This window comes from Flavobacterium caseinilyticum (assembly GCF_004349085.1).
GTDB classification, from domain to species: domain Bacteria; phylum Bacteroidota; class Bacteroidia; order Flavobacteriales; family Flavobacteriaceae; genus Flavobacterium; species Flavobacterium caseinilyticum.
The window spans coordinates 571,064-593,452 of record NZ_SMFM01000002.1 but is presented as its reverse complement, the minus strand read 5'-3'; the positions used below and the strand labels follow the sequence as shown (position 1 = coordinate 593,452).

The window sequence follows — 22,389 nt, the reverse complement described above, 5'->3', positions numbered from 1 at the left end:
ATCTTTGTACTTTTTTACTTTTTAATAAAGCTAAAAAGAATTAGATAAAAAATTAAATTAAACCAAATATGATTATAGAACCTAGAATGAGAGGATTTATTTGTACAACATCTCACCCAAAGGGATGCGAACAAAATGTGAAAAATCAGATCGAATATATAAAATCTAAAGGGCACAGTAACGGGGCTAAAAAAGTTCTGGTAATTGGAGCTTCAACTGGATTTGGTTTAGCATCCAGAATTACAAGTGCTTTCAGTTCTGATGCAGCAACTATTGGTGTATTTTTTGAAAAAGAACCTTCCGAAGGTAAAACAGCTTCTCCAGGTTGGTATAATTCTGCAGCTTTTGAAAAGGAAGCGCATAAAGCAGGTTTATATGCAAAAAGTGTCAATGGTGATGCATTTTCGAATGAAATAAAGCAGCAAACATTAGATCTGATAAAAGAAGATTTAGGTCAAGTGGATCTGATTATCTATAGTTTAGCATCACCAGTTCGTTTACATCCTGTCACGGGGGTACTACATCGTTCAGTTTTGAAACCAATTGGAAGTACTTTTACTAATAAAACCGTTGATTTTCATTCAGGCAAAGTTTCTGAAATTTCTATTCAACCGTGTAATGAAGAAGAAATTGCTAATACCGTTGCGGTAATGGGTGGAGAAGATTGGGCCATGTGGATTGATGCTTTAAAAGCTGACAATCTGCTTGCTCCGGGAGCAATAACTGTAGCGTACTCTTACATTGGGCCCGCCTTGACTGAGGCAGTTTATAGAAAAGGAACAATTGGTCGTGCCAAAGATCATCTTGAAGCGACTGCATTTGCTATCACTGACACTTTAGCCGAGATCGATGGAAAAGCATTTGTTTCTGTAAATAAAGCATTGGTGACGCAGGCCAGTTCTGCTATTCCAGTTATTCCATTGTATATTTCTTTATTGTATAAAATAATGAAAGAAGAAGGAATTCATGAAGGATGTATCGAACAAATTCAGCGTTTGTATCAAGAAAGATTATACACAGGTAACGAAGTTCCTGTAGATGAAAAAGGAAGAATCCGTATTGACGATTTAGAAATGCGTCCTGATGTTCAGGAAAAAGTGGCTAAATTGTGGATTGAAGCAGTAACTGAAAATCTATCTGAAATAGGTGATTTAGAAGGATACAGAAAAGATTTTTACAATTTATTTGGTTTTGATGTAGAAGGAGTTGATTACAAAGCAGATACAAACGAAGTAGTAAAGATCGAAAGTATCGCGTAAAAGTGTGGTACAAAATATATTATTTACAAAACCATCAATTAATAGTTGATGGTTTTTTTATTGATAAAGACTACATTTGTTTAGACTTTTTAATCAAAAAACACACATTAATACCACATTCGTAATTTATGTTATTTTCCCTAATCATACCCGTTTATAATCGCCCCGAGGAAGTTGATGAACTTTTAGCAAGTTTAATTCACTCAACGTACAAAGAAAAATTTGAGATTGTGGTGGTAGAAGATGGATCCACTGTAGATTGCAAAAATGTAGTTGAAAAATATGGTACTAGGCTTGATATTTCATATTATTACAAGAAGAATTCCGGTCCTGGTGATTCAAGAAATTTCGGAATGAAAATGGCGAAAGGAGATTATTTTGTCATTTTCGATTCGGATTGTATTATTCCAAAAGAGTATCTATCAGAAGTTGACATGGCATTAAACCAAAATTATACAGACTGCTTTGGAGGGCCGGATAAAGCTTTAGATAGCTTTTCAGATATACAAAAAGCAATCAATTTTGCAATGACATCGTTTCTGACAACGGGCGGAATACGCGGAGGTTCTGAAAAAATTGGTAAGTTTCAGCCACGGAGTTTTAATATGGGATTGTCTCGTAAAGCTTTTGAAGCATCAAAAGGTTTTGGAAATATTCATCCCGGTGAAGATCCGGATTTATCGATTCGTTTGTGGAATTTAGGTTTTGAAACCAAACTTTTTTCTAAGGCTTATGTGTACCATAAGAGAAGAATTGATTGGGAAAAATTTTCAATTCAGGTTAATAAATTTGGAAAAGCACGACCTATTTTAAATAGTTGGTATCCAAAATACAATAAACTCACTTTTTTCTTTCCATCAGTATTTATTGTTGGTTTTTTTACTTCCTTTTTTGCAATGTTACTTTTTAATTTTGACTTCCTGCTCCAACTATATTTTGTTTACTTTTTGGTATTATTTTTGGTGTCTTCTTATCAAAATAAGAGTTTAAAAATTGGCTATTTATCGCTCGTAGCGGTCTGGAAACAATTTTATGGTTATGGTTTAGGCTTTATAAAATCCTATTACAAAGTGATCATTTTAAAGCAAAAACCGCAAGATGCTTTTCCCGAATTATTTTTTAAAGTGTAAATATGACTAAAATTATTGGTTTAACAGGTGGCATTGGAAGCGGAAAAACTACCGTTGCAAAATATTTTGAAGATTTTGGAATTCCAGTTTATATTGCTGATGATGAAGCCAGAAAAATCATGCAATCTTCAGAAATTATAATTGCTGTTAAAGATATTTTTGGCGATACTGTTTTTGAAAACGAAAAGTTAAATAGAGCAGAATTGGCTAAAATTGTCTTTAGTGACTCTTTGAAATTAGAAAAACTTAACAATATTGTTCACCCTGCCGTAAAAAAGCATTTTGAACATTGGCTTTTACAACATAAAAATGTTCCTTATGTGATTTATGAAGCTGCAATTTTATTTGAAAGTGGCAGTTATAAAAATTGCGATTTGATAATAACAGTTACAGCACCTGTAGAGACAAGGATTCAGCGGGTTCTTGAAAGGGATAAAACTACTCGTGAACTTATTTCAAAACGAATGGATGCACAGTGGACAGATGAAAAACGCATCCCCAAAAGCGATTTCGTTATCGAAAATACTTCTATTGAAACTACAAAATTTGAAATTGACCGAATTCTTAAAATTTTAAAGATTAAACAAAAAGATACATAGGTGTTAATGTTTGGTTAATCTATTATTTAATATATTGTTAAAATACTAAATTTGTTTCGATGAATAAACTTTTTTTTAGGTTACTTGTTTTACTGATGAGTTTGTCTCTGATTGGGATAATTCTTGTACAAGTATATTGGTTCAACACATCATTCAAAAATAATGATGAACAGTTTAAATTTCATGTTAAACAAGTCATAGGTAACGTGGCGGATAAGATCCAAAAGCAAGAAACCTATAATTTTTATGATAAAATAAATCGTATTAAGGATAGTACTGGTAAACTTCCTGAAAAAGATGATTTATTACAGTTTTATTATGTTCAGAAAAATCCGAAAACGAATAAAACCATTATTTATTCGAACAGCATAATATCTGAAGATTATAATATTTCACCAACGTTCTTTGATAAAAAATTTGATAGTGAAAAATTTAAGAGCTTCAGCTCTAAACGTGTGACTGAAGTTTACAACAATAATTCTGTTGACAATTCCGGTGTTAGCAAAAGTTTGATTCCCGATATTAGAATAGAAAAATCAGGAAATTTGGATATTTTGGATAATGCTCTTTTTGAAATTTCTGCAAAGGATGTTCTTTCTGCAATGCCACTTGAAGAACGGGTTTCCAATGATATTTTGCAGAAATTAATTAAAAAAGAATTAGAGGAATATGGAATTGAAACACGATTTGAATTTGGTATCTATAGTGATAATCTAGCTACGAAAATTAAATCAAACGATTTTAAATACGATAAAGAATCCACGTATTCTATTCCGATTTTTACGGATAATGAGGGGAACAGTAAATACCAATTGTTAGTTACATTTCCTCTTAAAAAGAAATTTTTATTATCTGAGCTCGTAAGTATAACCGTTCTTTCAATTGTTTTTACACTGATTATTTTAATTGCTTATACAAGTGCATTAAATCAATTAATTCGTCAACGTCAAATTTCTGAAATAAAAAACGATTTCATTAATAATATGACACACGAATTCAAAACACCAATTGCAACTATAAATTTAGCGCTTGATGCGATTAAAAATCCAAAAATAATCGATGATAAGGAAAAGGTTTTAAGATACCTGCAAATGATTAAGGACGAAAATAAACGCATGCATGCACAAGTTGAAAATGTGCTTCGAATTTCTAAATTAGAAAAAAAAGAATTAGATATTACTAAGGAATCGAATAACATACATGAGATTATAGAAGATGCAATTGATCATGTTAATTTGATTTTAGAAGATAGGCAAGGAACAATTACTTGCCACTTTAAAGCCATTAGAACAACAGTTTTAATAAATGATGTTCATTTTACCAATGTGATTGTGAATATTTTAGAAAATGCGGTAAAATACTCGCCAAATGTTCCTGAAATTGAAATCTTTACTGAAAACATCAAGGATATGGTGATAATTAAAGTGAAAGATAGTGGACTTGGGATGAGCAAAATAGCGCAGAAAAGAATTTTTGAAAAGTTTTACAGAGAACACACCGGAGATATTCATAATGTGAAAGGTCACGGATTGGGTTTAGCATATGTAAAAAGAATTGTTGAAGACCATCACGGTCAAGTATATGTAGAAAGTGAAAAGGGAAAAGGGAGTACCTTCATAATAAAATTACCATTAATAAATTAGAATATGGAAAATGTAAATAAAAAAATACTTCTAGTCGAAGATGATCTTAATTTTGGTGCAGTTTTAAAAGATTATTTAATGCTAAATGATTTTGATGTCACTTTGGCGAAAAATGGAATGGAAGGATTTGAAAAATTCAAAAAAGATACTTTTGATTTATGCATTCTTGATGTGATGATGCCTTACAAAGACGGATATACATTAGCCAAAGAAATCAGAGAAAAAAACAATGAAGTGCCAATCATTTTCTTGACAGCAAAATCGATGAAAGAAGATGTGTTGAAAGGATATAAAGCTGGTGCTGACGATTACTTGAATAAACCTTTTGATTCTGAAGTTTTGTTGATGAAAATCAAAGCTATAATTCAAAGAAAATCTTCTGACACTAAAGCAGAACAAGTACAATTTGAATTTAATATTGGTAAATTTCATTTGAATTCAAAACTTCGTTTTTTAACATTTAACAATGAAGAACCAATAAAACTTTCTCCAAAAGAGAATGAATTATTGAAAATGTTGATTCTTCACGAAAATGACTTGATGCCAAGAGAATTAGCCTTGACTAAAATCTGGAGAGATGATAACTATTTCACTTCTAGAAGTATGGACGTGTACATAGCTAAGTTGAGAAAGTATTTGAAACTGGACGAAGATGTTGAAATTTTGAATATTCACGGAGAAGGATTCAGATTAGTAGTTAAGAATAAAGTAGCAGAATAAATAGATACAAGCCTCAAGAAATTGAGGCTTTTTTTTGGATTGAAAGGACTTTTTTATTTCCAATTCAATTGTAAAGCAAAACTCGTTCTGTCTTCTTTTGTAATGCTAAAAATAGTTTCATTATCAGAAATGCTTTCGTGAATCAGCACTTTATCTTTAATAGATAATTCCTTTAAGAAATTCATTTCAAAACTTTTAATTTTCTGATTTAGAATTAATTTCTCATCCACTAAATCCAAACACCATTCCAGATATTTGACATTATTGACATGATTTACAATGTCTAAATCGGATAAAAAGACAATTTTTTCGAAAACTATTTCTTTCTCATTATTAAAATTTATTTTAGAGAAACCATCAATAGTTGCTCTTTTTTCAGGATATAATTCGAAATGTTCGAACGGCAATGCCAGTCCTTCCGGCCGACGCTTTTTAGTATTAAACACTGCCCAGAAAGTCTCAGAACCTACAATTTTCTCCCCATTTACATGCATTTCCAGCGCACGTACGGAACGAGAATTTTCCAAAGAATTAATCCATGTTTTCACAGTTACAATATCGCCCCATTTTGGTAATTTTGTAATTTCAACTCGCATGCGGCTCAATACCCAGGCTTGGTCAAATTCCTGCATGTCCGTAAAACTAATTCCACCAACTTCGGAATGTGCTGCAGCCGTTAATTGCAAAATATTACACAGATCAGTGTATTTTAAAAATCCATTTGGCGCACATTGTGTAAAATTGATTTCCCAGTCTTTGCTTAAAATAGATGTGAAGTTAGAAGAGATAGGCATGTATATAATTATGAATTATGAATTATGAATTTGTAATTTAGACATATAATTTATTGGTTTACTTCTTTGATTTGATGTAATCCACAATAGTTTCATAGGGAGTTTCAAAATCAAACCATTTGGTATTTTCATTTCTTTTGAACCAAGTCAATTGGCGCTTGGAAAATCTTCGGGTGTTTTTCTTTATTTCTTCAATGGCAAATTCCAATGAAATTTCTTTGTCAAAATAACTGAATAACTCTCGGTAACCCACGGTTTGCAGTGCATTGAGTTCTTTGTTCGGAAATAGATTTTTGGCTTCAGCCAATAGTCCTTCGTTCACCATGATTTCAACGCGTTGATTGATTCGGTTGTAAATGATTTTTCTGTCCGCTTCCAGACCAATTAAAATGGGAGCGAAGTTTCGGCTGTTTTGTTTTTGATTTAAAAACGAAGAATATGGTTTTCCAGAACCTAAACAGACCTCCACAAAACGCATCATTCGTTGTGGATTTTGTAAGGTTTGAGGATTCTCGATAGTCAAAGTTTTGTAGTAATCGGGATCTAAAACTTCGAGTTTTTGTTGCAAATATCCAATTCCCAGTTTTTCATAATTTATGTTTATTTCTGTACGAACTCTTGTATCAATTTCTGGAAATTCATCAAAACCTTTCAGAATTGCATCTACATATAATCCGGAACCGCCAACTAGGATCGCATAATCATTAGTCAAAAATAATTCGTCCAGTTTTGCAATCGCTTCTTTTTCGAAATCTCCTACGGTATAATTTTCGAATATGGATTTGTTTTGGATGAAATTGTGTTTTGCAGCAGCTAATTCTGATTCATTGGGAACTGCGGTTCCAATAGTCATTTCCTTGAAAAATTGTCTGCTGTCGCAGGAGATGATTTCACATTTGAAGTAATTCGCTAAAACAATGCTTAAGGAAGTTTTTCCTATCGCTGTAGGTCCGATTATAGTAATTAGGTATTTCATATTTTTTAGCCCAGATGGAAACGGAAATCCCGCAGTTATGAAAGTTAGTTTTTCTTGGCATAAAAGAGCGACTGAAAGAAGCTCCTTTTATGCCTTAGAAAAACAATTGAAATAACGAGGAGTTGCAGTGTACAGCTGGAATTGCTTCTAATTATTAAATTAAAGTTCTGATCCGCAATGGAAACAGTATTTGGCATTAAATTCATGACCTTCGGTTCCGCAATCCGTACAGGGATTGATTTTTTCGGCTCTAGGTTTTGTACGGTTGCTGTTAGCAAATTCAGCCGTAACAATTCCTGTGGGCACGGCTATTATTCCATAACCCATAATCATTACTACTGACGCGATGGCTTGTCCCAATGGTGTTATTGGCGAAATATCTCCATAACCTACTGTCGTGAGCGTTACAATGGTCCAATAAATACTAATGGGAATACTAGTGAATCCGCCTTCCTTTCCTTCAACAACGTACATTACGGAACCTATTATGATACTGCTAATTAGCATGAAATAGATGAAAATTAAGATTTTTCCTCTGCTGGCAATCAAAGCTTCTTTTAGGTGTGCTGATGGGCTGGAGAATTGAGGATGCTTCAAAATTTTGAATAAACGCAGTAAACGGAGAGCTCTAACGACAGTTAAAATACTGGTACCAACAAAAAACAAGGAGAAATACATGGGTAAAGTCGCAATCAAATCAATAATTCCATAGAAACTAAATATATATTTGAGTGGCTTTTTGATCGATATAATCCTAAGAATATATTCTAAAGTAAAGAAAATGGTGATAATCCATTCCAATATAATTAGTTCTTTGTGGAATTTTACATCGAATCCCTGAACTGTTTCGAGCATCACAATTACGACACTTAACAGAATTACTGCTAAAAGTACGAGATCAAATAATCGTCCGGATGCCGTGTTGGTTCCGTAAATTACTACATTTGTTCTTTGTCTGAAAGCTTCGAATTTTGACTTCATTCTTTGCATATTTATTTACTGATTGACATGCGTTTAGAATTTCACAGTTTTTAACGTTTTATTTTTTCGGATATGTCCTTGAATAATATTTTTAGTATCACGGTTATTTTGCATCGGAATAATAATATTTCTTAGTATTTCGATATTATTGATTTGATAGTTTAAATCATAAAAAGCATAGCCTTTATAAATCCCGTTTTCTATCAAAACTGCTGAACGTTCGCTTATGGTTCTGCCTTTGTCAATCAAAACTACATTTTGGTTTTCGAAGGTGTTTTTCTCTATAAAATTTTGTACTCTGACATTGTATTCTTCGGGCGAAACCTTTCCAATACAAGCGCCGTCACACTCTTTTATACTGTATTGAAAGCAATTAGTTTTAGAATGATACAAACCGGTTAATTTTTGGCATAAATTGTAATGGGCTGTGATTCTGAACAACGCATTTTTTCCTTCTTGAATAGAAGTAAAGGAGGTGATTTCTTTTTTTCGGCCGTCTGCTTTTTGAAGTTTCAAGTTAATGTAACCTTGATCATCTTTCTCAGCATATAGAGCCAGTTGAAAAATACTTTTTCGCTGTGCTCTGTTAAAGATGGGTTTATTTATTTTTATTTCTTCACTTTCTTTTAATAAAGCAATCAATTCACTTCCAGTTTCATCATACGTTACGGTAAAAACTTCGGCCTGAATTTTTTTGCATTTCGGCGAAGTTCCTGTAAAATGCTGGTTTATGCGTTTTTTTATGTTTCGGCTCTTGCCGATGTAAACCAGGTTCCCTTTTTCGTTGTGAATGTAATAAACACCAGTTTTCGAGGGTAATCCGGCAACAATATCCAGTAATTTGGGAGCAATTCCTTTTTCGATTTCGAGCTTAATAAAATCTTTTACAATTTCTTTTTCTAAATCTTTTTCTAAAAGGATTTTAAATAGTTTGACTGTTGCTAATGCATCTCCACTTGCACGATGTCTGTCTGCCATTGGGATTCCAAGTGCACGAACTAATTTTCCTAAACTATGAGAAGGTTGTTCGGGTAATAATTTTTTTGATAGTTCGACTGTGCAAATTGTTTTAGCTTCATAATCATAGCCTAATCGGCGGAATTCAGTTCTAAGAATTCTGTAGTCAAAAGAGGCATTATGAGCTACGATTACACAATCATTTGTCATTTCGATGATGCGTTTTGCTACTTCGAAAAACTTCGGTGCCGATTGTAACATGGCGTTATTAATACCAGTGAGTTTGACCACAAAAGGCTGAATTGGAATTTCGGGATTGACCAAACTAATAAACTGATCCACGATTTCATGTCCATCAAATTTATAGATGGCAATTTCAGTGATTCCCTCCTCGTTAAATTGTCCTCCAGTGGTTTCTATGTCGAGTATTGCGTACAAAATAAGTATTCAGTGTTCAGTTTTTAGTATTCAGTTTTTAAGTAGATATTATCTTCTGGAATCAAAAATCGTTAATCTCAGATCACAAATCAAAAATCAATTTCTTCCCCCAAAGATACTACTTCCTATTCGAACCATAGTGCTTCCGCATTCAATTGCGAGTTGATAATCGCCGGACATTCCCATAGATAGTGTAGAGACGTACTGCAGTGCGCCTTTGCTGCTAATGTTATCAAAAATAGTTTTCAAATGAGTGAATTCTTTTTTGACTTGTTCTTTGTCATCTGTGAAAGTTGCCATTCCCATTAATCCAACGATTCTAATATTTTTCAGTTCCTGAAATTCGTTTGAGGATAGGAGTAAAGCGAGTTCTTCCTCGTCAAGACCAAATTTAGTTTCCTCTTCGGCAATATGAATTTGTAGTAAGCAATCTATAATTCTATTGTTTTTTAGTGCTTGTTTATTGATTTCCTGAAGTAATTTCAAACTGTCTACTCCGTGAATTAAGCTTACAAACGGCGCCATAAATTTGACTTTATTGGTCTGAACGTGACCAATCATGTGCCATTGAATGTCTTTGGGCATTTGTTCCCATTTCTCGGCCATTTCCTGGATTTTGTTCTCTCCAAAAATGCGTTGACCGGCTTCATAGGCTTCCATTAAATCCGAAACTGGTTTGGTTTTTGAAACCGCAACCAAGGTTACATGTTCCGGTAAAGTGGATTTTATTTGGAGTAAATTTGTTGCTATTGACATTATAATATTTTGATTTTTGAAAAGTTATTGAAATCTAAAGTTCATATACTACCAATCCGCTTCGGAATTTAGGTTCAATATACGTGCTTTTTGGAGGCATAATTTGATTGGCATCTGCTAAGGCTTTTATTTCTCGAATGTTTGATGGGAATAGTATAAAACCGATTTCAAATTCTCCTTGATCAATTTTGTTTTTTACTTCTAAAACGGATTGTTTTCCTGATAGATATTCTATTCGTTCATCATTTCGTAAATCTTCAATAGCAAGGATTGGTAATAACACTTTTTTGTATAAAATCTGAGTGTCTAAACTGTCTAAAGCTGTATTGAAAACTTCATTTTCTTTTCGTAAAATTAAGCTGTAAAATTGATTGTCAAGATACATTCCGAACTGATGCTTTTGAGCAGGTTGAAATGGTTGTTGAAATTTATTTTCGATAATAAAATCCTTTTCTAACTCTTTGACAAAATCTTCTTTCGAAAAACCGTTTAAATCTTTAATTAAACGATTAAATTCATATATTTTGACATTGTTCTCTGAAATCAAATAGCTCAAAATGTGATTTTTAGCTATATTTTCTGAATCATCATTTTCCTCAGATAACAATTTTAATGCTTCAGTTCGGTGATGACCATCAGCAATATATAGATTATTTGTCTTTTCAAATATTTTTTGCAACCAATCGATTTCTAATGCATCTTCAATTTTCCACAAGTAATGAATTTCTTTTTTGGTGGTTGAAAATTCAAAATCAGCTAATTTTTGAGTACAGTTAAAAATCCAGTTTTCAATTGTTTTATTATCAGGATATGTCATCAGAACCGGTTCTGTATTAAACTCAGAATATTTCATGTAGTCTTTTAGTAATCGAACACGGAACGCGATAATATCTTCATGTTTTTTGATGATATTATTGCAATAATCAGCTACACTTGTCCCGGCAATAATTCCGGTAAAAGACTGTGTTTTCGTCACAATTTTATGAATATAAATTGCGGGTTTTTTGTCTTTAACCAAAATGATTTCATTTTTGAAATCCTCATATTTTTGATGAACCTGGCGGTATCTTTTTTCGAAAGAAACAGTTTCCTGATTGGTGTAAGCAGGTTTTAGAATGTGCAAAAAAGACAACGGATTGAAATCCAGTTGTGCCGCCAATTCAGCATTTACATATTCTTCATACGAACGGCAAGTAACAAGGCAAACCTTATCACGAGTAGGACGAACTGCTTTGAAAGGAACTATTTTAGCCATCTGATGTAGTTTTCAGTCACAGTCACAGTTTTTGATTTAAATCTTTTAACTGTGACTGTAAATGGTAGCTTTATATAAATTGTTTAGAAATTTTCTCTGCTTTTTTGCTTTCAGAATAGTCGTAGAAACCTTCACCAGACTTCACACCCATTTTTCCTGCACGTACCATATTGACTAATAACGGGCAAGGCGCATATTTTGGGTTTTTGAAACCGTCGTACATTACATTTAAAATAGCTAAACATACATCTAGACCGATAAAATCAGCTAATTGCAAAGGCCCCATTGGGTGTCCCATTCCAAGTTTCATAACCGTGTCAATTTCATAAACACCGGCCACCTTGTTATATAAAGTTTCGATAGCTTCGTTGATCATTGGCATCAAAATTCTGTTGGCAACAAAACCAGGATAATCATTTACTTCAACAGGTGTTTTTCCCAATTTCTCCGAAAGAGTCATGATTGTTTTAGTCACTTCGTCAGAAGTATTATAACCGCGAATGATTTCCACCAATTTCATTATTGGCACCGGATTCATAAAGTGCATCCCAATAACGCGTTCCGGATGCGCCACAACGGCTCCAATTTGAGTAATAGAAATCGAAGAAGTATTGGTTGCTAAGATCGTATTATGAGAACAAGCTTCATTCAATTGCTTGAAAATATTCAGTTTTAGTTCTACATTTTCCGTGGCAGCTTCAACCACTAAATCAACACCTACAACACCATCTTTAATATCCGTATAGGTTATAATATTGGTGATTGTTTTGGCTTTATCTTCTTGGGTAATACTTCCTTTTGCAATCATTCGGTCTAAATTTGCGGCAATTGTTGCCATTCCTTTATCCAAAGATTTCTCAGAAACATCTATTAATTTTACGGTGAAACCACTTTGTGCAAAAGTATGGGCGATTCCATTCCCCATTGTTCCTGCTCCGATTACGGCTATTGTTTTCATATTTTTATTTTAAAGTTTAAAAGTTTAAAGTTTAAAGTCGTCTTGAACGACTTTAGACCTTAAACTTCAAAGGAATTTCATTTATTTTTTAAAACAATCAATAATTTGGTACGCCACTCTTAACGCTTCAGTTGCTTGTTCTAATGTTACAACAGGTTCAGATTCATTAATAATAGCGTCTGCAAAAGATTCAAGTTCATCAAGAATTGCGTTGTTTGGTTCTACATCTGGATTAGAAAAATAGATTTGTTTTTTTATGCCTTCCGCATTTTGTAAAATCATATCAAAATCGCCGGGAACTTCAGGAGCATCTTTCATTTTGACTACTTCACATTTCTTTTCTAAAAAATCTACGGAAATATACGCGTCTTTCTGGAAAAAACGAGATTTACGCATATTTTTCATCGAAATTCGGCTTGCAGTTAAATTAGCTACGCAACCATTTTCAAATTCGATTCTCGCGTTAGCAATATCTGGTGTATCACTAATAACCGAAACTCCACTCGCGCTAATATTTTTTACTTTGGATTTCACCACACTTAAAATAGCGTCAATATCGTGAATCATCAAATCTAAAACTACAGGAACATCAGTTCCACGAGGGTTGAATTCAGCAAGACGGTGTGCTTCAATAAACATAGGATTTTCAATCATGTTTTTGGTAGCGATGAAAGCTGGATTGAAACGCTCCACATGTCCAACTTGCCCTTTAACATTGAATTCTTTTGCCAATGTGATAATTTCTTCGGCTTCTTCAACCGTATTTGAAATGGGTTTTTCAATAAAAACGTGTTTACCGGATTTGATTGCTACTTTGGCACATTTATAATGAGAAAGCGTTGGAGTAACAATGTCAATTACATCAACTGCATGAATAAGAGTGGCAATTGTAGTAAAATGCTTGTATCCAAATTCTTTAGAAACTTTTTCGGCATTCTCTTGATTTGGATCATAAAAACCGACTAATTCATATTTATCAGATTGTTGTAATAAACGCAAATGTATTTTTCCTAGATGACCAGCACCTAATACTCCAATTTTCAGCATAACGATGTAATTTTTACAAAAATAGCAATAAAATGATTAATCTATTATTGATATGGGACAATTATTACATTAATTTAAAATTTAAAATCCAACATTTGAATTCAGAAATTCTTTGTTATTTTTACCAAAATAAAATAGTAAATTTTGAAAGACACAGCCAAACATCAAGGACTTCGGAATCAATTAGTAAGCGTTTTAGAGCAAAAAGGGATCACTGATAAAAATGTTTTGGAGGCGATAAAAAAGATTCCAAGGCACTTATTTTTGGATTCCAGCTTTGAAAATTATGCTTATCAAGATAAAGCATTTCCTATTGGTGCAGGACAAACCATTTCTCAACCATATACTGTGGCTTTTCAGTCTCAATTATTAGAAGTAAAAAAAGAGGACAAAATCTTAGAAATAGGAACAGGTTCAGGATATCAAACTGCTGTTTTGTGTGCGATGGGTGCCAAAGTATTTAGTGTAGAAAGACAAAATGAATTATTCAAAAAAACATCGGGTTTATTTCCAAAGTTGGGAATTCGTCCCAAACATATTTCTTTTGGAGATGGATACAAAGGTTTGCCTAATTATGCACCTTTTGATGGCATTATTGTTACAGCGGGAGCACCATTTATTCCTCAACCTTTGATGGCGCAACTAAAAATAGGAGGAAGGTTGGTAATTCCACTAGGAGAAGAAGTGCAGATTATGACTTTATTGATTAGAAAAAATGAAACACAATTCGAAAAACATGAGTTCGGAGAGTTTCGATTCGTTCCTTTATTAGAAGATAAAAATTAAAATTCATCTTCTGCTCCCTTCCCTTTGGGAAGGGAGCAGAAGATGAATTTTATTGACCGATAATAGTTAGATATCGTTCTAAACTTTCTTTTTCTATCTGTGCAATGAACAACAAAAAATCTTCTTTATTGTTTTTAGTTTGTGCTGTTTCAAGTGTTTGATAATATTGCATTCGACTTTCATAGTCACCTTTTATATTAGCAATAATGTAGCCATGTTGTAATAAAATCAGGTTCATAACCAAGCGCGAAGTTCTGCCGTTTCCATCAATAAATGGATGGATAGTAACCAAGCGTTCGTGCATCTCAGCTGCCAAAACTATTGGATGAAGACTTGATTTATTGGTTTGATACCAAATAAAATAATCTTCCATTTCCTTGGAAACAAGAAAAGGTTGTGGAGGCAAATAACTGCTTCCTTGGATCATCACTTGCACTTTTCTATAGCGACCTGCATCTTCAGGTTGAATTCCTCTCAAAATAAGATTATGAATAGACAATACTTCCCGTTCATTTATGGAGCTGTTTCTTTGCATTAAATCTTTAATGTAAGCAATAGCTTCTTGATGGTTAATCACTTCAAGATGTTCTCGCATGCTTTTTCCTGAAATAGTTAAACCTTCATTGATAACTAAATCAGTTTCTCTTAAGGTCATTGTATTTCCCTCGATTCGATTACTTTCAAAAGTGTATTCCAGCTCTAAAGCTTGTGCAACTCGATAGCTGTCAAATTGACGACACTTATCTAGTTTTGACTTTAAAGCATCTATTTCATCTAAAACTTTCTGTAGAGTGGTAGATAATTTTTTCTTGAAAGGATTACCTTGATATCGAATCTCTTGTTCAGCAACTAATAATGCTTTTAGTGCAAACTCGTCATGACCAATTTCATAAAGAATTTTTTCTTTAAGCCACACGACCATGATTGTTTCTAAATCTATTTCTAGTAGAGACGCTAATTTTAAAACTTGATCTCTTGTAGGTTTTCTGGTTCCACTTTCAAATTTACTTATTAAGGCTTGATCAATTCCTAAAATTTGAGCCACTTCTCTAGTTTTGAGTCCCTTTTGTTCTCTTGCATTTTTGAGTAGTGTTTTCATTTTAAAAATGTTTTAAATTGTCTTGACAAATTTAGTCATTTTTTAAATCAAAAATATTTTTTTTTAATTTTCTTTTAATTTAAAATGCTTTTTTGATTCTGTCTAAGTCACGTTTTGTGTCTTGTTCTTTAAGAGATTCCCTTTTGTCATAGGTTTTCTTTCCTTTACAGAGGCCTATTTGTAGTTTCGCCAATCCTTTTTCATTAGTAAAAAGCTTCAAAGGGACTATTGTAAGACCTTTTGCTTGAACACTTTTTAACAAGCCCTTTAATTCCTTTTTCTTCAAAAGTAATTTGCGTTCGCTTCTTGCTTTGTGGTTAAATTGATTGCCAAAAGTGTATTCTTCGATATATGTATTTATCGCAAAAAGTTCATTATTGCTAAATTCACAAAAGCTCTCGGTGATATTTGCTTTTCCTAATCGAATAGATTTGATTTCGGTACCAGCCAAAACAATTCCAGCATTGAATGTTTCGATTATTTCGTAATCAAATTTGGCTCTCTTGTTGAATATGTTTACTGTTTTTAGCATGTTTGCAAAGGTAGCAAAAATTAAAGGTTTAGCAATGCTTTAAGGTAATTTCAGTAGTTGAAAACTGATTATTCCGTCAATTATTGTAACAATATAAAGATTCCCAAAAGTTTCATCTTCCATATCAGAAAAAGAGTCTTGATTGATAATATCATTGACAAATTTTGGTGTAGTATTGCTATGTCCCACAATCAAAACTTTTCTCCCTAATGTTTCTTTTTTGAAAGATTCAATGTTTAGCGTTTTGGGATTATACAGTTTAATCTCAATCCTCCTTGCTGTCGCGGTTGGACTTGCAGTTTGCAAAGTTCTTTTGTAATCCGTTGAGTAGATTTCATCAAAACGAATCTCCGAAAATATTTTGTTCCAAAGTTCCGCTCTTTTCAAACCTTTTTCGGATAAATTTGGATTTTGAGAACTATCAACTTTCTCCGCATGGCGAATGAAATAATACGTAGTTATATTTTGTTGTCCAAAACTGATGTTTAAAAATAGTAGCGCAATTATTAGTACAATTTTTTTCATTTGAATGAATTTAAAAAATTAGTATTTCCCGATTTTATATATTTGCCAAATGGAAAATTTAAAATCGAAAGATCCACTTCATGGAATCACACTTCAAAAAATAGTTGAACAATTAGTGGCTCATTATGGATTTGATACTTTGGGAGAACTGATTAAAGTAAAATGTTTTACGGATAATCCTAGTGTAAAATCCAGCTTGACTTTTTTGCGAAAAACGGATTGGGCAAGAAAGCAAGTGGAAGATTTGTATCTAGAATCAGTAACTAAATTTAAAAAACAACTTTAATCGATTCGGTAGGAAATCATTACTCCTCCGCGATAAGGTAACCATTCACCACTTTTATTATAGTCTTTGGCAGGTTCATATCGTTCTCCAGTTTCTATTAGATAGCCTTTGTAAAATCCTTGATGACTTCCGCCGCCAATAAAAAAATCCAAAAGAAAACGTCTATTCAATTTTTTTTGATATCCAACTGTAACCCCGCCCATGTAGCCAACACCTTCTTGATAAGCGTTCGCATTATAATAATTCCATTTTTGAAATCGAAAAACAGTTGCTCCAATGTGGGCTCCTGCATAAAATCCGTTGAATTTTTCTTTAAAATGGTAGCGATATTCAGGTGTAAAAATATAGAATTGGCTAGGATGACCATTTATTGATTTCCAAAAAGAGGCGGTAACATCAAATTGAAAAGTTGACTTTTTCCCAATACTAGTTTCGATTCCAACATGCGGGATAGTCAGTAAAGTGGTTAAAGCATTTGCTTTTATATAAGTTTGACTTTGCGATAAAAAAGAGAATAAAAGAAAAGCGGTAAGAAATATTTTTTTCATAAAATGTAATGTCATTACTTTGTCGAGGTGGAGCTGGAGCACTTGCAAATATAAAAATTAATGTGTCAGGTGATTGATGTTTTACGTTAAAATAGCAGTTGATAATTATTTAAAGTCTAACTTTATTCAATAAAGAATAGATTACACTATCCAAAAATCGTCCTTCAAAAAATTCATATTCCTTAAAATGCGCTTCTTTTACAAACCCGTTTTTTTCTAAAACTTTTGCAGAAGCATGATTTTCAGGATCAATTACTGCCTCTAACGAATGTAATTTCATGATATTAAATCCATAATTTAAGACTTCTTTCATTGCTTCAGAAATAATTCCTTTTCCTTGGTATTCAGGTAATAACATATATCCAATTTCGGCACGATAATGTTCTGGTTTTATTCGATAATGTCCAATTATTCCAATTAGTTTTGGATTATTTTTCAACGTTATCGCCCAATTGATGCCTTCATTATTTTCTATTTTAAAGTCAATCATTGCTATGTGTTCCAATGCATCTTCATCCGTTTTCAGCAAAGGTCTTGGAATATATTTCATGGTTTCCGGATTGGATCGTAAAGCCAAAATCTCCTTAATATCATTAAAATCTACTCTCCTTAAAAGCAAACGATCAGTTTCTAAATTCGGAAATGGACTGAAATTTATAGTTAACATATTCACATTTTTTGATTAAAGGATTTCGAGACTGAATTTTGAATGGAAAGTCGCATCTGATTCTAAAATTTGAATCCCTTCTTTTTCGAATAGATTTCCAGAACTTTCATTAGTATCGGAATAACCAAACCAAGGTTCGATGCAAAGAAAATGGGCATTCATTTTAGTCCAAATACCTAAACTTGGAAAATCCTCAAAATGTACTCTTAAAATTGGTTTTTCATTTTCTAAAATCGTTAATGAATCAGATTGTAATGTTTTAAAAATCAAAGCGTCGTTTTTAAACAATTCATAAGTCAGCGGAATCTGTTTATCCGTAACTTCTAATTTCTTTGTCTTATTCGAAATTAAATCATTCTCCAAAAGGTAATATTCCAATGATTCTTCTTTATCGAAAGCAAGAGCGTAATTTTCGAATTGATTTGGTAAAGCAAAAGCAGGATGCGCACCAATAGAAAAAGGCATCGTTGATTTTCCTTTGTTAAATACCTTGTATTCAATCGATAAATTGTTTTCATTCAAAGTATAAATCAGTTGCAATTCAAATTCAAAAGGATACACTTTTAAAGTTTCTGCAGAAGATTGTATGGAGAAAACTGCTCTACTTTCTGTCGCTTCGATTAGTTCAAACTCCATGTCTCTGGCAAAACCATGTCGTGACAAATGATATTCAATTCCGTTATAATGAAAGGAGTTATTTTTTAAAGTACCAACAATTGGAAACAAAATAGGAGAGTGCTTGCCCCAAAATTCTGGATTTCCCTCCCAAATGTATTCTTTATGCTGATTCGATTTTAATGAAATTAATTCGGCACCAAAACGTTTGATTTCAGCAGTTAGAATTGAATTTTTTATTACAGTTGTCAAAATGATTCGTCTTTTAATTTAATTTTTTTTTCTAGGGTAAATATATTTTATAATTTTGAATTCTAATTCAATTTAAGCTAGATTTTATTTATATAAAATGGAATCAATTCTACTACTATAGCTCAAAATTCTCTTTTTTTTCATTAATTTGTGATATAAATCATAACAAAATGAAAAATATTCGTTTCGGAGTCATATTACATCTGACTTTATTATTGGGAGTTACGTCTATGATGGCGCAACAAACTCCAGCAAACACCTTTGGTAACACAGTTTCAAAGTACGATTACCATGATGCTTTTGCTCCGTTTTTTTACTCAAAAAATGGAACAAGTACGCGATCTGCGAGTGGTCAGCCGGGTGCTGAATATTGGCAAAACAGTGCCGATTATAAATTAACGGCAAAACTGGATGAAAAAAATAACGAAATTTCCGGTACAGGAATCATCACGTATACGAATAACAGTCCGGATAAAATGGCATTTGTTTGGATGAACTTAGACCAGAATTTATTCAAAGCGGATTCTCGTGGAAATGCAATTGTTCCCTTGACAGGAAGCCGAAATGGGGCTCAAGGCCAAGTTTTTGATGGCGGTCATAAAATAAAATCCGTTAAAGTAATTACTACCGTAAAAGGAGTCGCTACGGAAGCAACAGCAAAATATGTGATTACGGATACGAGAATGCAGGTTTTTCTTCCGCAAGGATTGAATGCTAAAGGCGGTTCTGTTAAAATCAAAATTGACTTTTCTTTTATAGCTCCTTTTGAAGGTTCGGACAGAATGGGAGTTTTGGAAACTAAAAACGGTAAGATTTTCACTATTGCGCAGTGGTATCCTCGCATGTGTGTGTATGATGATGTACGTGGTTGGAATACAAATCCATACCTAGGAGCTTCGGAATTTTACTTAGAATATGGTGATTTTGATGTGAGTATAACAGCGCCATCCAATCATATTGTGGTTGCTTCAGGCGAATTACTAAATCCTACAGCGGTTTATTCTACTTTAGAACAAAGTAGATTGGCACAAGCAAAACAAAGTGATAAAACTGTTTTTATCCGTACCGCTGCCGAAGTTGAAAATTCATCTAAAATAGTTTCAGTAGCTACTAAAACATGGAATTATAAAATCAAAAATTCCCGTGATTTTTCTTGGTCATCATCAGCGGCATTTATTTTAGACGCAGCAAAAATCAATTTGCCAAGCGGAAAGAAATCATTGGCTGTTTCAGTTTATCCGGTGGAAAGTGCGGGAGATGCAGCTTGGGGACGTTCAACAGAATATACAAAAGCTTCTATTGAGCATTATTCAAAAAAGTGGTTAGAATATCCGTATCCAGCTGCTACAAATGTCGCAGGAAATGAAGGCGGAATGGAATATCCTGGAATTGTTTTCTGTAGCTGGGAGTCAAAAGGTGCGGATTTATGGGGCGTTACAGATCATGAATTTGGACATATCTGGTTTCCTATGATTGTTGGGTCAAACGAAAGATTGTTTGCTTGGATGGATGAAGGCTTTAATACTTTTATCAATTCATTGAGTTCTGTCGAATTTAATAATGGCGAATACAAAGAAAAGCCAGTTGATATGCATCAAAGAGCGGAAGTGTATACAAGTCCGAATCTTGAAACAATCATGAGTTCTCCGGATAACATGAAAGAAGCTAATATTGGTCTTTTGGCGTATTCAAAACCAAGTTCTGGATTAATTATTTTACGTGAACAAGTTCTCGGACCGGAACGTTTTGATTTGGCTTTGAAAACCTATATCGAGCGTTGGGCATACAAACATCCACAACCGGACGATTTCTTTAGAACAATTGAAAATGTTGCTGGTGAAGATTTGAGTTGGTTTTGGAGAGGTTGGTTCCAATACAATTGGCGTTTAGACCAAGGAATTAATTCGATAAAATACGTGAAAAACGACCCGAGACAAGGAGTTGTAATTTCTATTGAAAACTTCGAAAAAATGGCAATGCCAGTAAGTTTAGACATAAAAACGAAAAGCGGAAAAATAACGCGTGTTAAATTACCGGTTGAAGTTTGGCAAAGAAACAAAGCTTGGTCTTTCAAACACAATACGACTGAAGAAATTGAAAGTATTACATTAGACCCGGATTATGTTTTACCAGACAGTAATCCAGCAAATAACAGTTGGACTGCAGATAAAGGTTTGATTGAAAAAGATGTAATTCTGGATGGTTATTTAGGAACTTTTTCCACAAAAATGGCGCCACTAAAAATTACTTTTTCAGAGAAAAATGGTGCGCTAAATGTTTTGATAACCAATTATCCAAGTTTTACGGTGGAACCAACAGGAAAAAACAGTTTCGAGTCGAAACAAGCGGGACTTAAATTCCAATTTAATGACAATTTAGACGGATTTGACATGACAGTTCCCGAAGGACAAAAGATACCGTTTACGAGAGATAAATAGTATTTAGACATCTATTAAAAAGAAAAAGACTTGTAGATTTAAATCTGCAAGTCTTTTTTTATGTTCTAATAATTCTATTCTAAATCTACTCTGGAATTTGCTGACTTAAGCAATGCAACGTTCCAAAACCCCAAATAAAGTCAGTCGCGCTAATCCCGATGATTTCTCTATCAGGAAAACATTCTGCCAGGATGTTCAACGCTTTTCGGTCATTACTGTCATTAAAAGTTGGAACTAAAACACAATTGTTCAGAATCAAAAAATTAGCGTAACTCGCTGGCAATCGCAAGCCGTCAAATTCCAAACGTTTTGGCATTGGTAAAACCACAATTATAGGTGATTTTCCGTTTTCCAGTTTGGCGTTTTGCAAACGTTTTAAGTTGTCTTGCAATGGTTTGTAGTTATTATCCGTCGGATCTGTTTCTACAATTGTCACAATCGTATCTTCATTTACAAATCGGCATAAATCATCGATATGACCGTGCGTATCGTCACCTTCAATTCCGTTGCCTAACCAAATCACATTCGTAATTCCAAGGTATTCCTTGAAAACTGCTTCATAATCAGCATTAGTAAAATTTGGATTCCGAACCTGAATATCCGGATGCATCAAACATTCTTCCGAAGTCAATAAAGTTCCTCTTCCATTAGTATCAATCGCACCGCCTTCTACAATTACCGGTTTTCCTTTGTATATGACTTGAGTCACAGGAATATTTAAAAATTCACCTACTTTCGCAGGGACGAATTTGTCCAATTGAATGTTTTTATACTTTGCCCAACCATTAAAATTAAAGTTCAGAGCTTCTCTTTCGGTGCCGTTTTTTACGATTATCGGACCCGAATCACGCATCCAACTTCTATTGGTTTTATGAATGATATAGGAAACGTTAGTTATTTCAACATGAGCTGTTTCCAGCATTGTATTGACTTTTTCTTTTTGGTTTTCATCGGCAACCACTAAAAAAACAGTTTCGAAAGTGGCAACTTTTTTAATGAACTCTACAAAAGCCCATTGAACCGCTTCATATTTTCCTGGCCAGTCTTTTCCATTGTGCGGAAAGCACAGTAAAATCCCTTGTTGTTTTTCCCATTCGGCAGGAAATCTTCTATTATTTGTAGTCATAA

General features: G+C 33.3%; 23 protein-coding genes. 8 read left to right on the top strand and 15 right to left on the bottom strand.

The window, feature by feature from the left end; translation table 11 throughout:
• Nucleotides 1-68: 68 nt before the first annotated feature.
• The 5 genes from fabV to E0F89_RS07235 all read left to right on the top strand — a co-directional run bounded on the left by fabV (nucleotide 69) and on the right by E0F89_RS07235 (nucleotide 5,351).
• Nucleotides 69-1,259, top strand: coding sequence for an enoyl-ACP reductase FabV (fabV, locus tag E0F89_RS07255; protein WP_131909143.1), 1,191 nt, complete (start codon nucleotides 69-71; stop codon nucleotides 1,257-1,259).
• Between the two features lie 128 nt (nucleotides 1,260-1,387).
• Nucleotides 1,388-2,389 carry a glycosyltransferase gene (locus E0F89_RS07250; RefSeq protein ID WP_131909142.1) on the top strand — a complete coding sequence of 334 codons (1,002 nt, stop codon included), beginning with the start codon at nucleotides 1,388-1,390 and terminating at the stop codon, nucleotides 2,387-2,389.
• 2 nt (nucleotides 2,390-2,391) lie between these two features.
• Nucleotides 2,392-2,988 (top strand): dephospho-CoA kinase, encoded by a 597-nt coding sequence (gene coaE / locus E0F89_RS07245; protein ID WP_131909141.1) that lies wholly within the window; start codon nucleotides 2,392-2,394, stop codon nucleotides 2,986-2,988.
• A 59-nt stretch (nucleotides 2,989-3,047) separates the two neighbouring features.
• Nucleotides 3,048-4,631: a sensor histidine kinase gene (locus E0F89_RS07240; RefSeq protein WP_131909140.1), complete on the top strand. Its 1,584-nt coding sequence runs from the start codon at nucleotides 3,048-3,050 to the stop codon at nucleotides 4,629-4,631.
• 3 nt (nucleotides 4,632-4,634) lie between these two features.
• A complete protein-coding gene (locus E0F89_RS07235) occupies nucleotides 4,635-5,351 on the top strand; it encodes a response regulator transcription factor (RefSeq protein ID WP_113634522.1) in 717 nt (238 codons plus the stop codon).
• A gap of 53 nt (nucleotides 5,352-5,404) precedes the next feature.
• Here the strand turns inward: E0F89_RS07235 and E0F89_RS07230 are convergent, their stop codons facing one another.
• From E0F89_RS07230 to E0F89_RS07195, 8 genes are all read right to left on the bottom strand, one after another.
• Nucleotides 5,405-6,145, bottom strand: a complete 741-nt coding sequence (locus E0F89_RS07230) for an acyl-[acyl-carrier-protein] thioesterase (protein ID WP_131909139.1) — start codon at nucleotides 6,143-6,145, stop codon at nucleotides 5,405-5,407.
• Nucleotides 6,146-6,203: 58 nt separating this feature from the next.
• Nucleotides 6,204-7,121 carry a tRNA (adenosine(37)-N6)-dimethylallyltransferase MiaA gene (gene miaA / locus E0F89_RS07225; protein WP_131909138.1) on the bottom strand — a complete coding sequence of 306 codons (918 nt, stop codon included), beginning with the start codon at nucleotides 7,119-7,121 and terminating at the stop codon, nucleotides 6,204-6,206.
• 159 nt (nucleotides 7,122-7,280) lie between these two features.
• On the bottom strand, nucleotides 7,281-8,111 hold the full coding sequence (locus E0F89_RS07220) for an ion transporter (protein ID WP_131909137.1): 831 nt from the start codon (nucleotides 8,109-8,111) through the stop codon (nucleotides 7,281-7,283).
• 24 nt (nucleotides 8,112-8,135) lie between these two features.
• Entirely contained in the window at nucleotides 8,136-9,497 is a 1,362-nt protein-coding gene (locus E0F89_RS07215) for an exonuclease domain-containing protein (protein WP_131909136.1), read from the bottom strand.
• A gap of 96 nt (nucleotides 9,498-9,593) precedes the next feature.
• Entirely contained in the window at nucleotides 9,594-10,253 is a 660-nt protein-coding gene (locus E0F89_RS07210; RefSeq protein ID WP_131909135.1) for a YggS family pyridoxal phosphate-dependent enzyme, read from the bottom strand.
• Between the two features lie 34 nt (nucleotides 10,254-10,287).
• Entirely contained in the window at nucleotides 10,288-11,508 is a 1,221-nt protein-coding gene (locus E0F89_RS07205) for a DUF1015 domain-containing protein (RefSeq protein WP_131909134.1), read from the bottom strand.
• 70 nt (nucleotides 11,509-11,578) lie between these two features.
• On the bottom strand, nucleotides 11,579-12,466 hold the full coding sequence (locus E0F89_RS07200; RefSeq protein WP_131909133.1) for a 3-hydroxyacyl-CoA dehydrogenase family protein: 888 nt from the start codon (nucleotides 12,464-12,466) through the stop codon (nucleotides 11,579-11,581).
• Between the two features lie 81 nt (nucleotides 12,467-12,547).
• On the bottom strand, nucleotides 12,548-13,513 hold the full coding sequence (locus tag E0F89_RS07195) for a Gfo/Idh/MocA family protein (RefSeq protein ID WP_131909132.1): 966 nt from the start codon (nucleotides 13,511-13,513) through the stop codon (nucleotides 12,548-12,550).
• A gap of 144 nt (nucleotides 13,514-13,657) precedes the next feature.
• Here E0F89_RS07195 and E0F89_RS07190 point away from each other — a divergent pair, with 144 nt between their 5' ends.
• Entirely contained in the window at nucleotides 13,658-14,299 is a 642-nt protein-coding gene (locus E0F89_RS07190; RefSeq protein WP_131909131.1) for a protein-L-isoaspartate(D-aspartate) O-methyltransferase, read from the top strand.
• 49 nt (nucleotides 14,300-14,348) lie between these two features.
• Here E0F89_RS07190 and E0F89_RS07185 read toward each other — a convergent pair whose 3' ends face one another.
• The 3 genes from E0F89_RS07185 to E0F89_RS07175 form a co-directional block, all read right to left on the bottom strand.
• Nucleotides 14,349-15,398, bottom strand: a complete 1,050-nt coding sequence (locus E0F89_RS07185; RefSeq protein ID WP_131909130.1) for a Fic family protein — start codon at nucleotides 15,396-15,398, stop codon at nucleotides 14,349-14,351.
• A gap of 79 nt (nucleotides 15,399-15,477) precedes the next feature.
• On the bottom strand, nucleotides 15,478-15,930 hold the full coding sequence (smpB, locus tag E0F89_RS07180; protein ID WP_131909129.1) for an SsrA-binding protein SmpB: 453 nt from the start codon (nucleotides 15,928-15,930) through the stop codon (nucleotides 15,478-15,480).
• 39 nt (nucleotides 15,931-15,969) lie between these two features.
• Nucleotides 15,970-16,455 (bottom strand): SixA phosphatase family protein, encoded by a 486-nt coding sequence (locus E0F89_RS07175; protein ID WP_131909128.1) that lies wholly within the window; start codon nucleotides 16,453-16,455, stop codon nucleotides 15,970-15,972.
• A gap of 49 nt (nucleotides 16,456-16,504) precedes the next feature.
• On the opposite strand from E0F89_RS07175, the gene E0F89_RS07170 reads away from it, so the two are divergent.
• Nucleotides 16,505-16,741 carry a VF530 family protein gene (locus E0F89_RS07170; RefSeq protein ID WP_131909127.1) on the top strand — a complete coding sequence of 79 codons (237 nt, stop codon included), beginning with the start codon at nucleotides 16,505-16,507 and terminating at the stop codon, nucleotides 16,739-16,741.
• On the opposite strand, the gene E0F89_RS07165 is transcribed toward E0F89_RS07170, so the two are convergent.
• The 3 genes from E0F89_RS07165 to E0F89_RS07155 form a co-directional block, all read right to left on the bottom strand.
• The gene (locus E0F89_RS07165) at nucleotides 16,738-17,289 is read right to left on the bottom strand and encodes a DUF3575 domain-containing protein (protein WP_131909126.1); all 552 of its coding nucleotides are present in this window, start codon (nucleotides 17,287-17,289) and stop codon (nucleotides 16,738-16,740) included. The genes E0F89_RS07170 and E0F89_RS07165 overlap by 4 nt on opposite strands.
• Nucleotides 17,290-17,398: 109 nt before the next feature.
• Nucleotides 17,399-17,956 (bottom strand): GNAT family N-acetyltransferase, encoded by a 558-nt coding sequence (locus E0F89_RS07160; protein ID WP_131909125.1) that lies wholly within the window; start codon nucleotides 17,954-17,956, stop codon nucleotides 17,399-17,401.
• Between the two features lie 15 nt (nucleotides 17,957-17,971).
• Nucleotides 17,972-18,823, bottom strand: coding sequence for an aldose 1-epimerase family protein (locus tag E0F89_RS07155; RefSeq protein ID WP_131909124.1), 852 nt, complete (start codon nucleotides 18,821-18,823; stop codon nucleotides 17,972-17,974).
• 170 nt (nucleotides 18,824-18,993) lie between these two features.
• Between E0F89_RS07155 and E0F89_RS07150 the strand changes: the two genes are divergently transcribed.
• Complete coding sequence (locus E0F89_RS07150) at nucleotides 18,994-21,261, top strand: M1 family metallopeptidase (protein WP_131909123.1); 2,268 nt, start codon at nucleotides 18,994-18,996, stop codon at nucleotides 21,259-21,261.
• 85 nt (nucleotides 21,262-21,346) lie between these two features.
• Here E0F89_RS07150 and E0F89_RS07145 read toward each other — a convergent pair whose 3' ends face one another.
• A complete protein-coding gene (locus E0F89_RS07145; protein ID WP_131909122.1) occupies nucleotides 21,347-22,387 on the bottom strand; it encodes an agmatine deiminase family protein in 1,041 nt (346 codons plus the stop codon).
• Between the last annotated feature and the right edge of the window lie 2 nt (nucleotides 22,388-22,389).

What these genes read in the sequence shown, in the direction of transcription:
- E0F89_RS07230 (WP_131909139.1), bottom strand. Translation starts at nt 6,145, where the DNA reads ATGCCTATCTCTTCTAACTTCACATCTATTTTAAGCAAAGACTGGGAA.
- E0F89_RS07175 (WP_131909128.1), bottom strand. Translation starts at nt 16,455, where the DNA reads ATGAAAAAAATTGTACTAATAATTGCGCTACTATTTTTAAACATCAGT.
- E0F89_RS07200 (WP_131909133.1), bottom strand. Translation starts at nt 12,466, where the DNA reads ATGAAAACAATAGCCGTAATCGGAGCAGGAACAATGGGGAATGGAATC.
- E0F89_RS07160 (WP_131909125.1), bottom strand. Translation starts at nt 17,956, where the DNA reads ATGTTAACTATAAATTTCAGTCCATTTCCGAATTTAGAAACTGATCGT.
- E0F89_RS07235 (WP_113634522.1), top strand. Translation starts at nt 4,635, where the DNA reads ATGGAAAATGTAAATAAAAAAATACTTCTAGTCGAAGATGATCTTAAT.
- fabV (WP_131909143.1), top strand. Translation starts at nt 69, where the DNA reads ATGATTATAGAACCTAGAATGAGAGGATTTATTTGTACAACATCTCAC.
- E0F89_RS07145 (WP_131909122.1), bottom strand. Translation starts at nt 22,387, where the DNA reads ATGACTACAAATAATAGAAGATTTCCTGCCGAATGGGAAAAACAACAA.
- E0F89_RS07220 (WP_131909137.1), bottom strand. Translation starts at nt 8,111, where the DNA reads ATGCAAAGAATGAAGTCAAAATTCGAAGCTTTCAGACAAAGAACAAAT.
- E0F89_RS07210 (WP_131909135.1), bottom strand. Translation starts at nt 10,253, where the DNA reads ATGTCAATAGCAACAAATTTACTCCAAATAAAATCCACTTTACCGGAA.
- E0F89_RS07250 (WP_131909142.1), top strand. Translation starts at nt 1,388, where the DNA reads ATGTTATTTTCCCTAATCATACCCGTTTATAATCGCCCCGAGGAAGTT.
- E0F89_RS07195 (WP_131909132.1), bottom strand. Translation starts at nt 13,513, where the DNA reads ATGCTGAAAATTGGAGTATTAGGTGCTGGTCATCTAGGAAAAATACAT.
- E0F89_RS07205 (WP_131909134.1), bottom strand. Translation starts at nt 11,508, where the DNA reads ATGGCTAAAATAGTTCCTTTCAAAGCAGTTCGTCCTACTCGTGATAAG.
- coaE (WP_131909141.1), top strand. Translation starts at nt 2,392, where the DNA reads ATGACTAAAATTATTGGTTTAACAGGTGGCATTGGAAGCGGAAAAACT.
- E0F89_RS07165 (WP_131909126.1), bottom strand. Translation starts at nt 17,289, where the DNA reads ATGAAAAAAATATTTCTTACCGCTTTTCTTTTATTCTCTTTTTTATCG.
- miaA (WP_131909138.1), bottom strand. Translation starts at nt 7,121, where the DNA reads ATGAAATACCTAATTACTATAATCGGACCTACAGCGATAGGAAAAACT.
- E0F89_RS07185 (WP_131909130.1), bottom strand. Translation starts at nt 15,398, where the DNA reads ATGAAAACACTACTCAAAAATGCAAGAGAACAAAAGGGACTCAAAACT.
- E0F89_RS07170 (WP_131909127.1), top strand. Translation starts at nt 16,505, where the DNA reads ATGGAAAATTTAAAATCGAAAGATCCACTTCATGGAATCACACTTCAA.
- E0F89_RS07240 (WP_131909140.1), top strand. Translation starts at nt 3,048, where the DNA reads ATGAATAAACTTTTTTTTAGGTTACTTGTTTTACTGATGAGTTTGTCT.
- E0F89_RS07150 (WP_131909123.1), top strand. Translation starts at nt 18,994, where the DNA reads ATGAAAAATATTCGTTTCGGAGTCATATTACATCTGACTTTATTATTG.
- smpB (WP_131909129.1), bottom strand. Translation starts at nt 15,930, where the DNA reads ATGCTAAAAACAGTAAACATATTCAACAAGAGAGCCAAATTTGATTAC.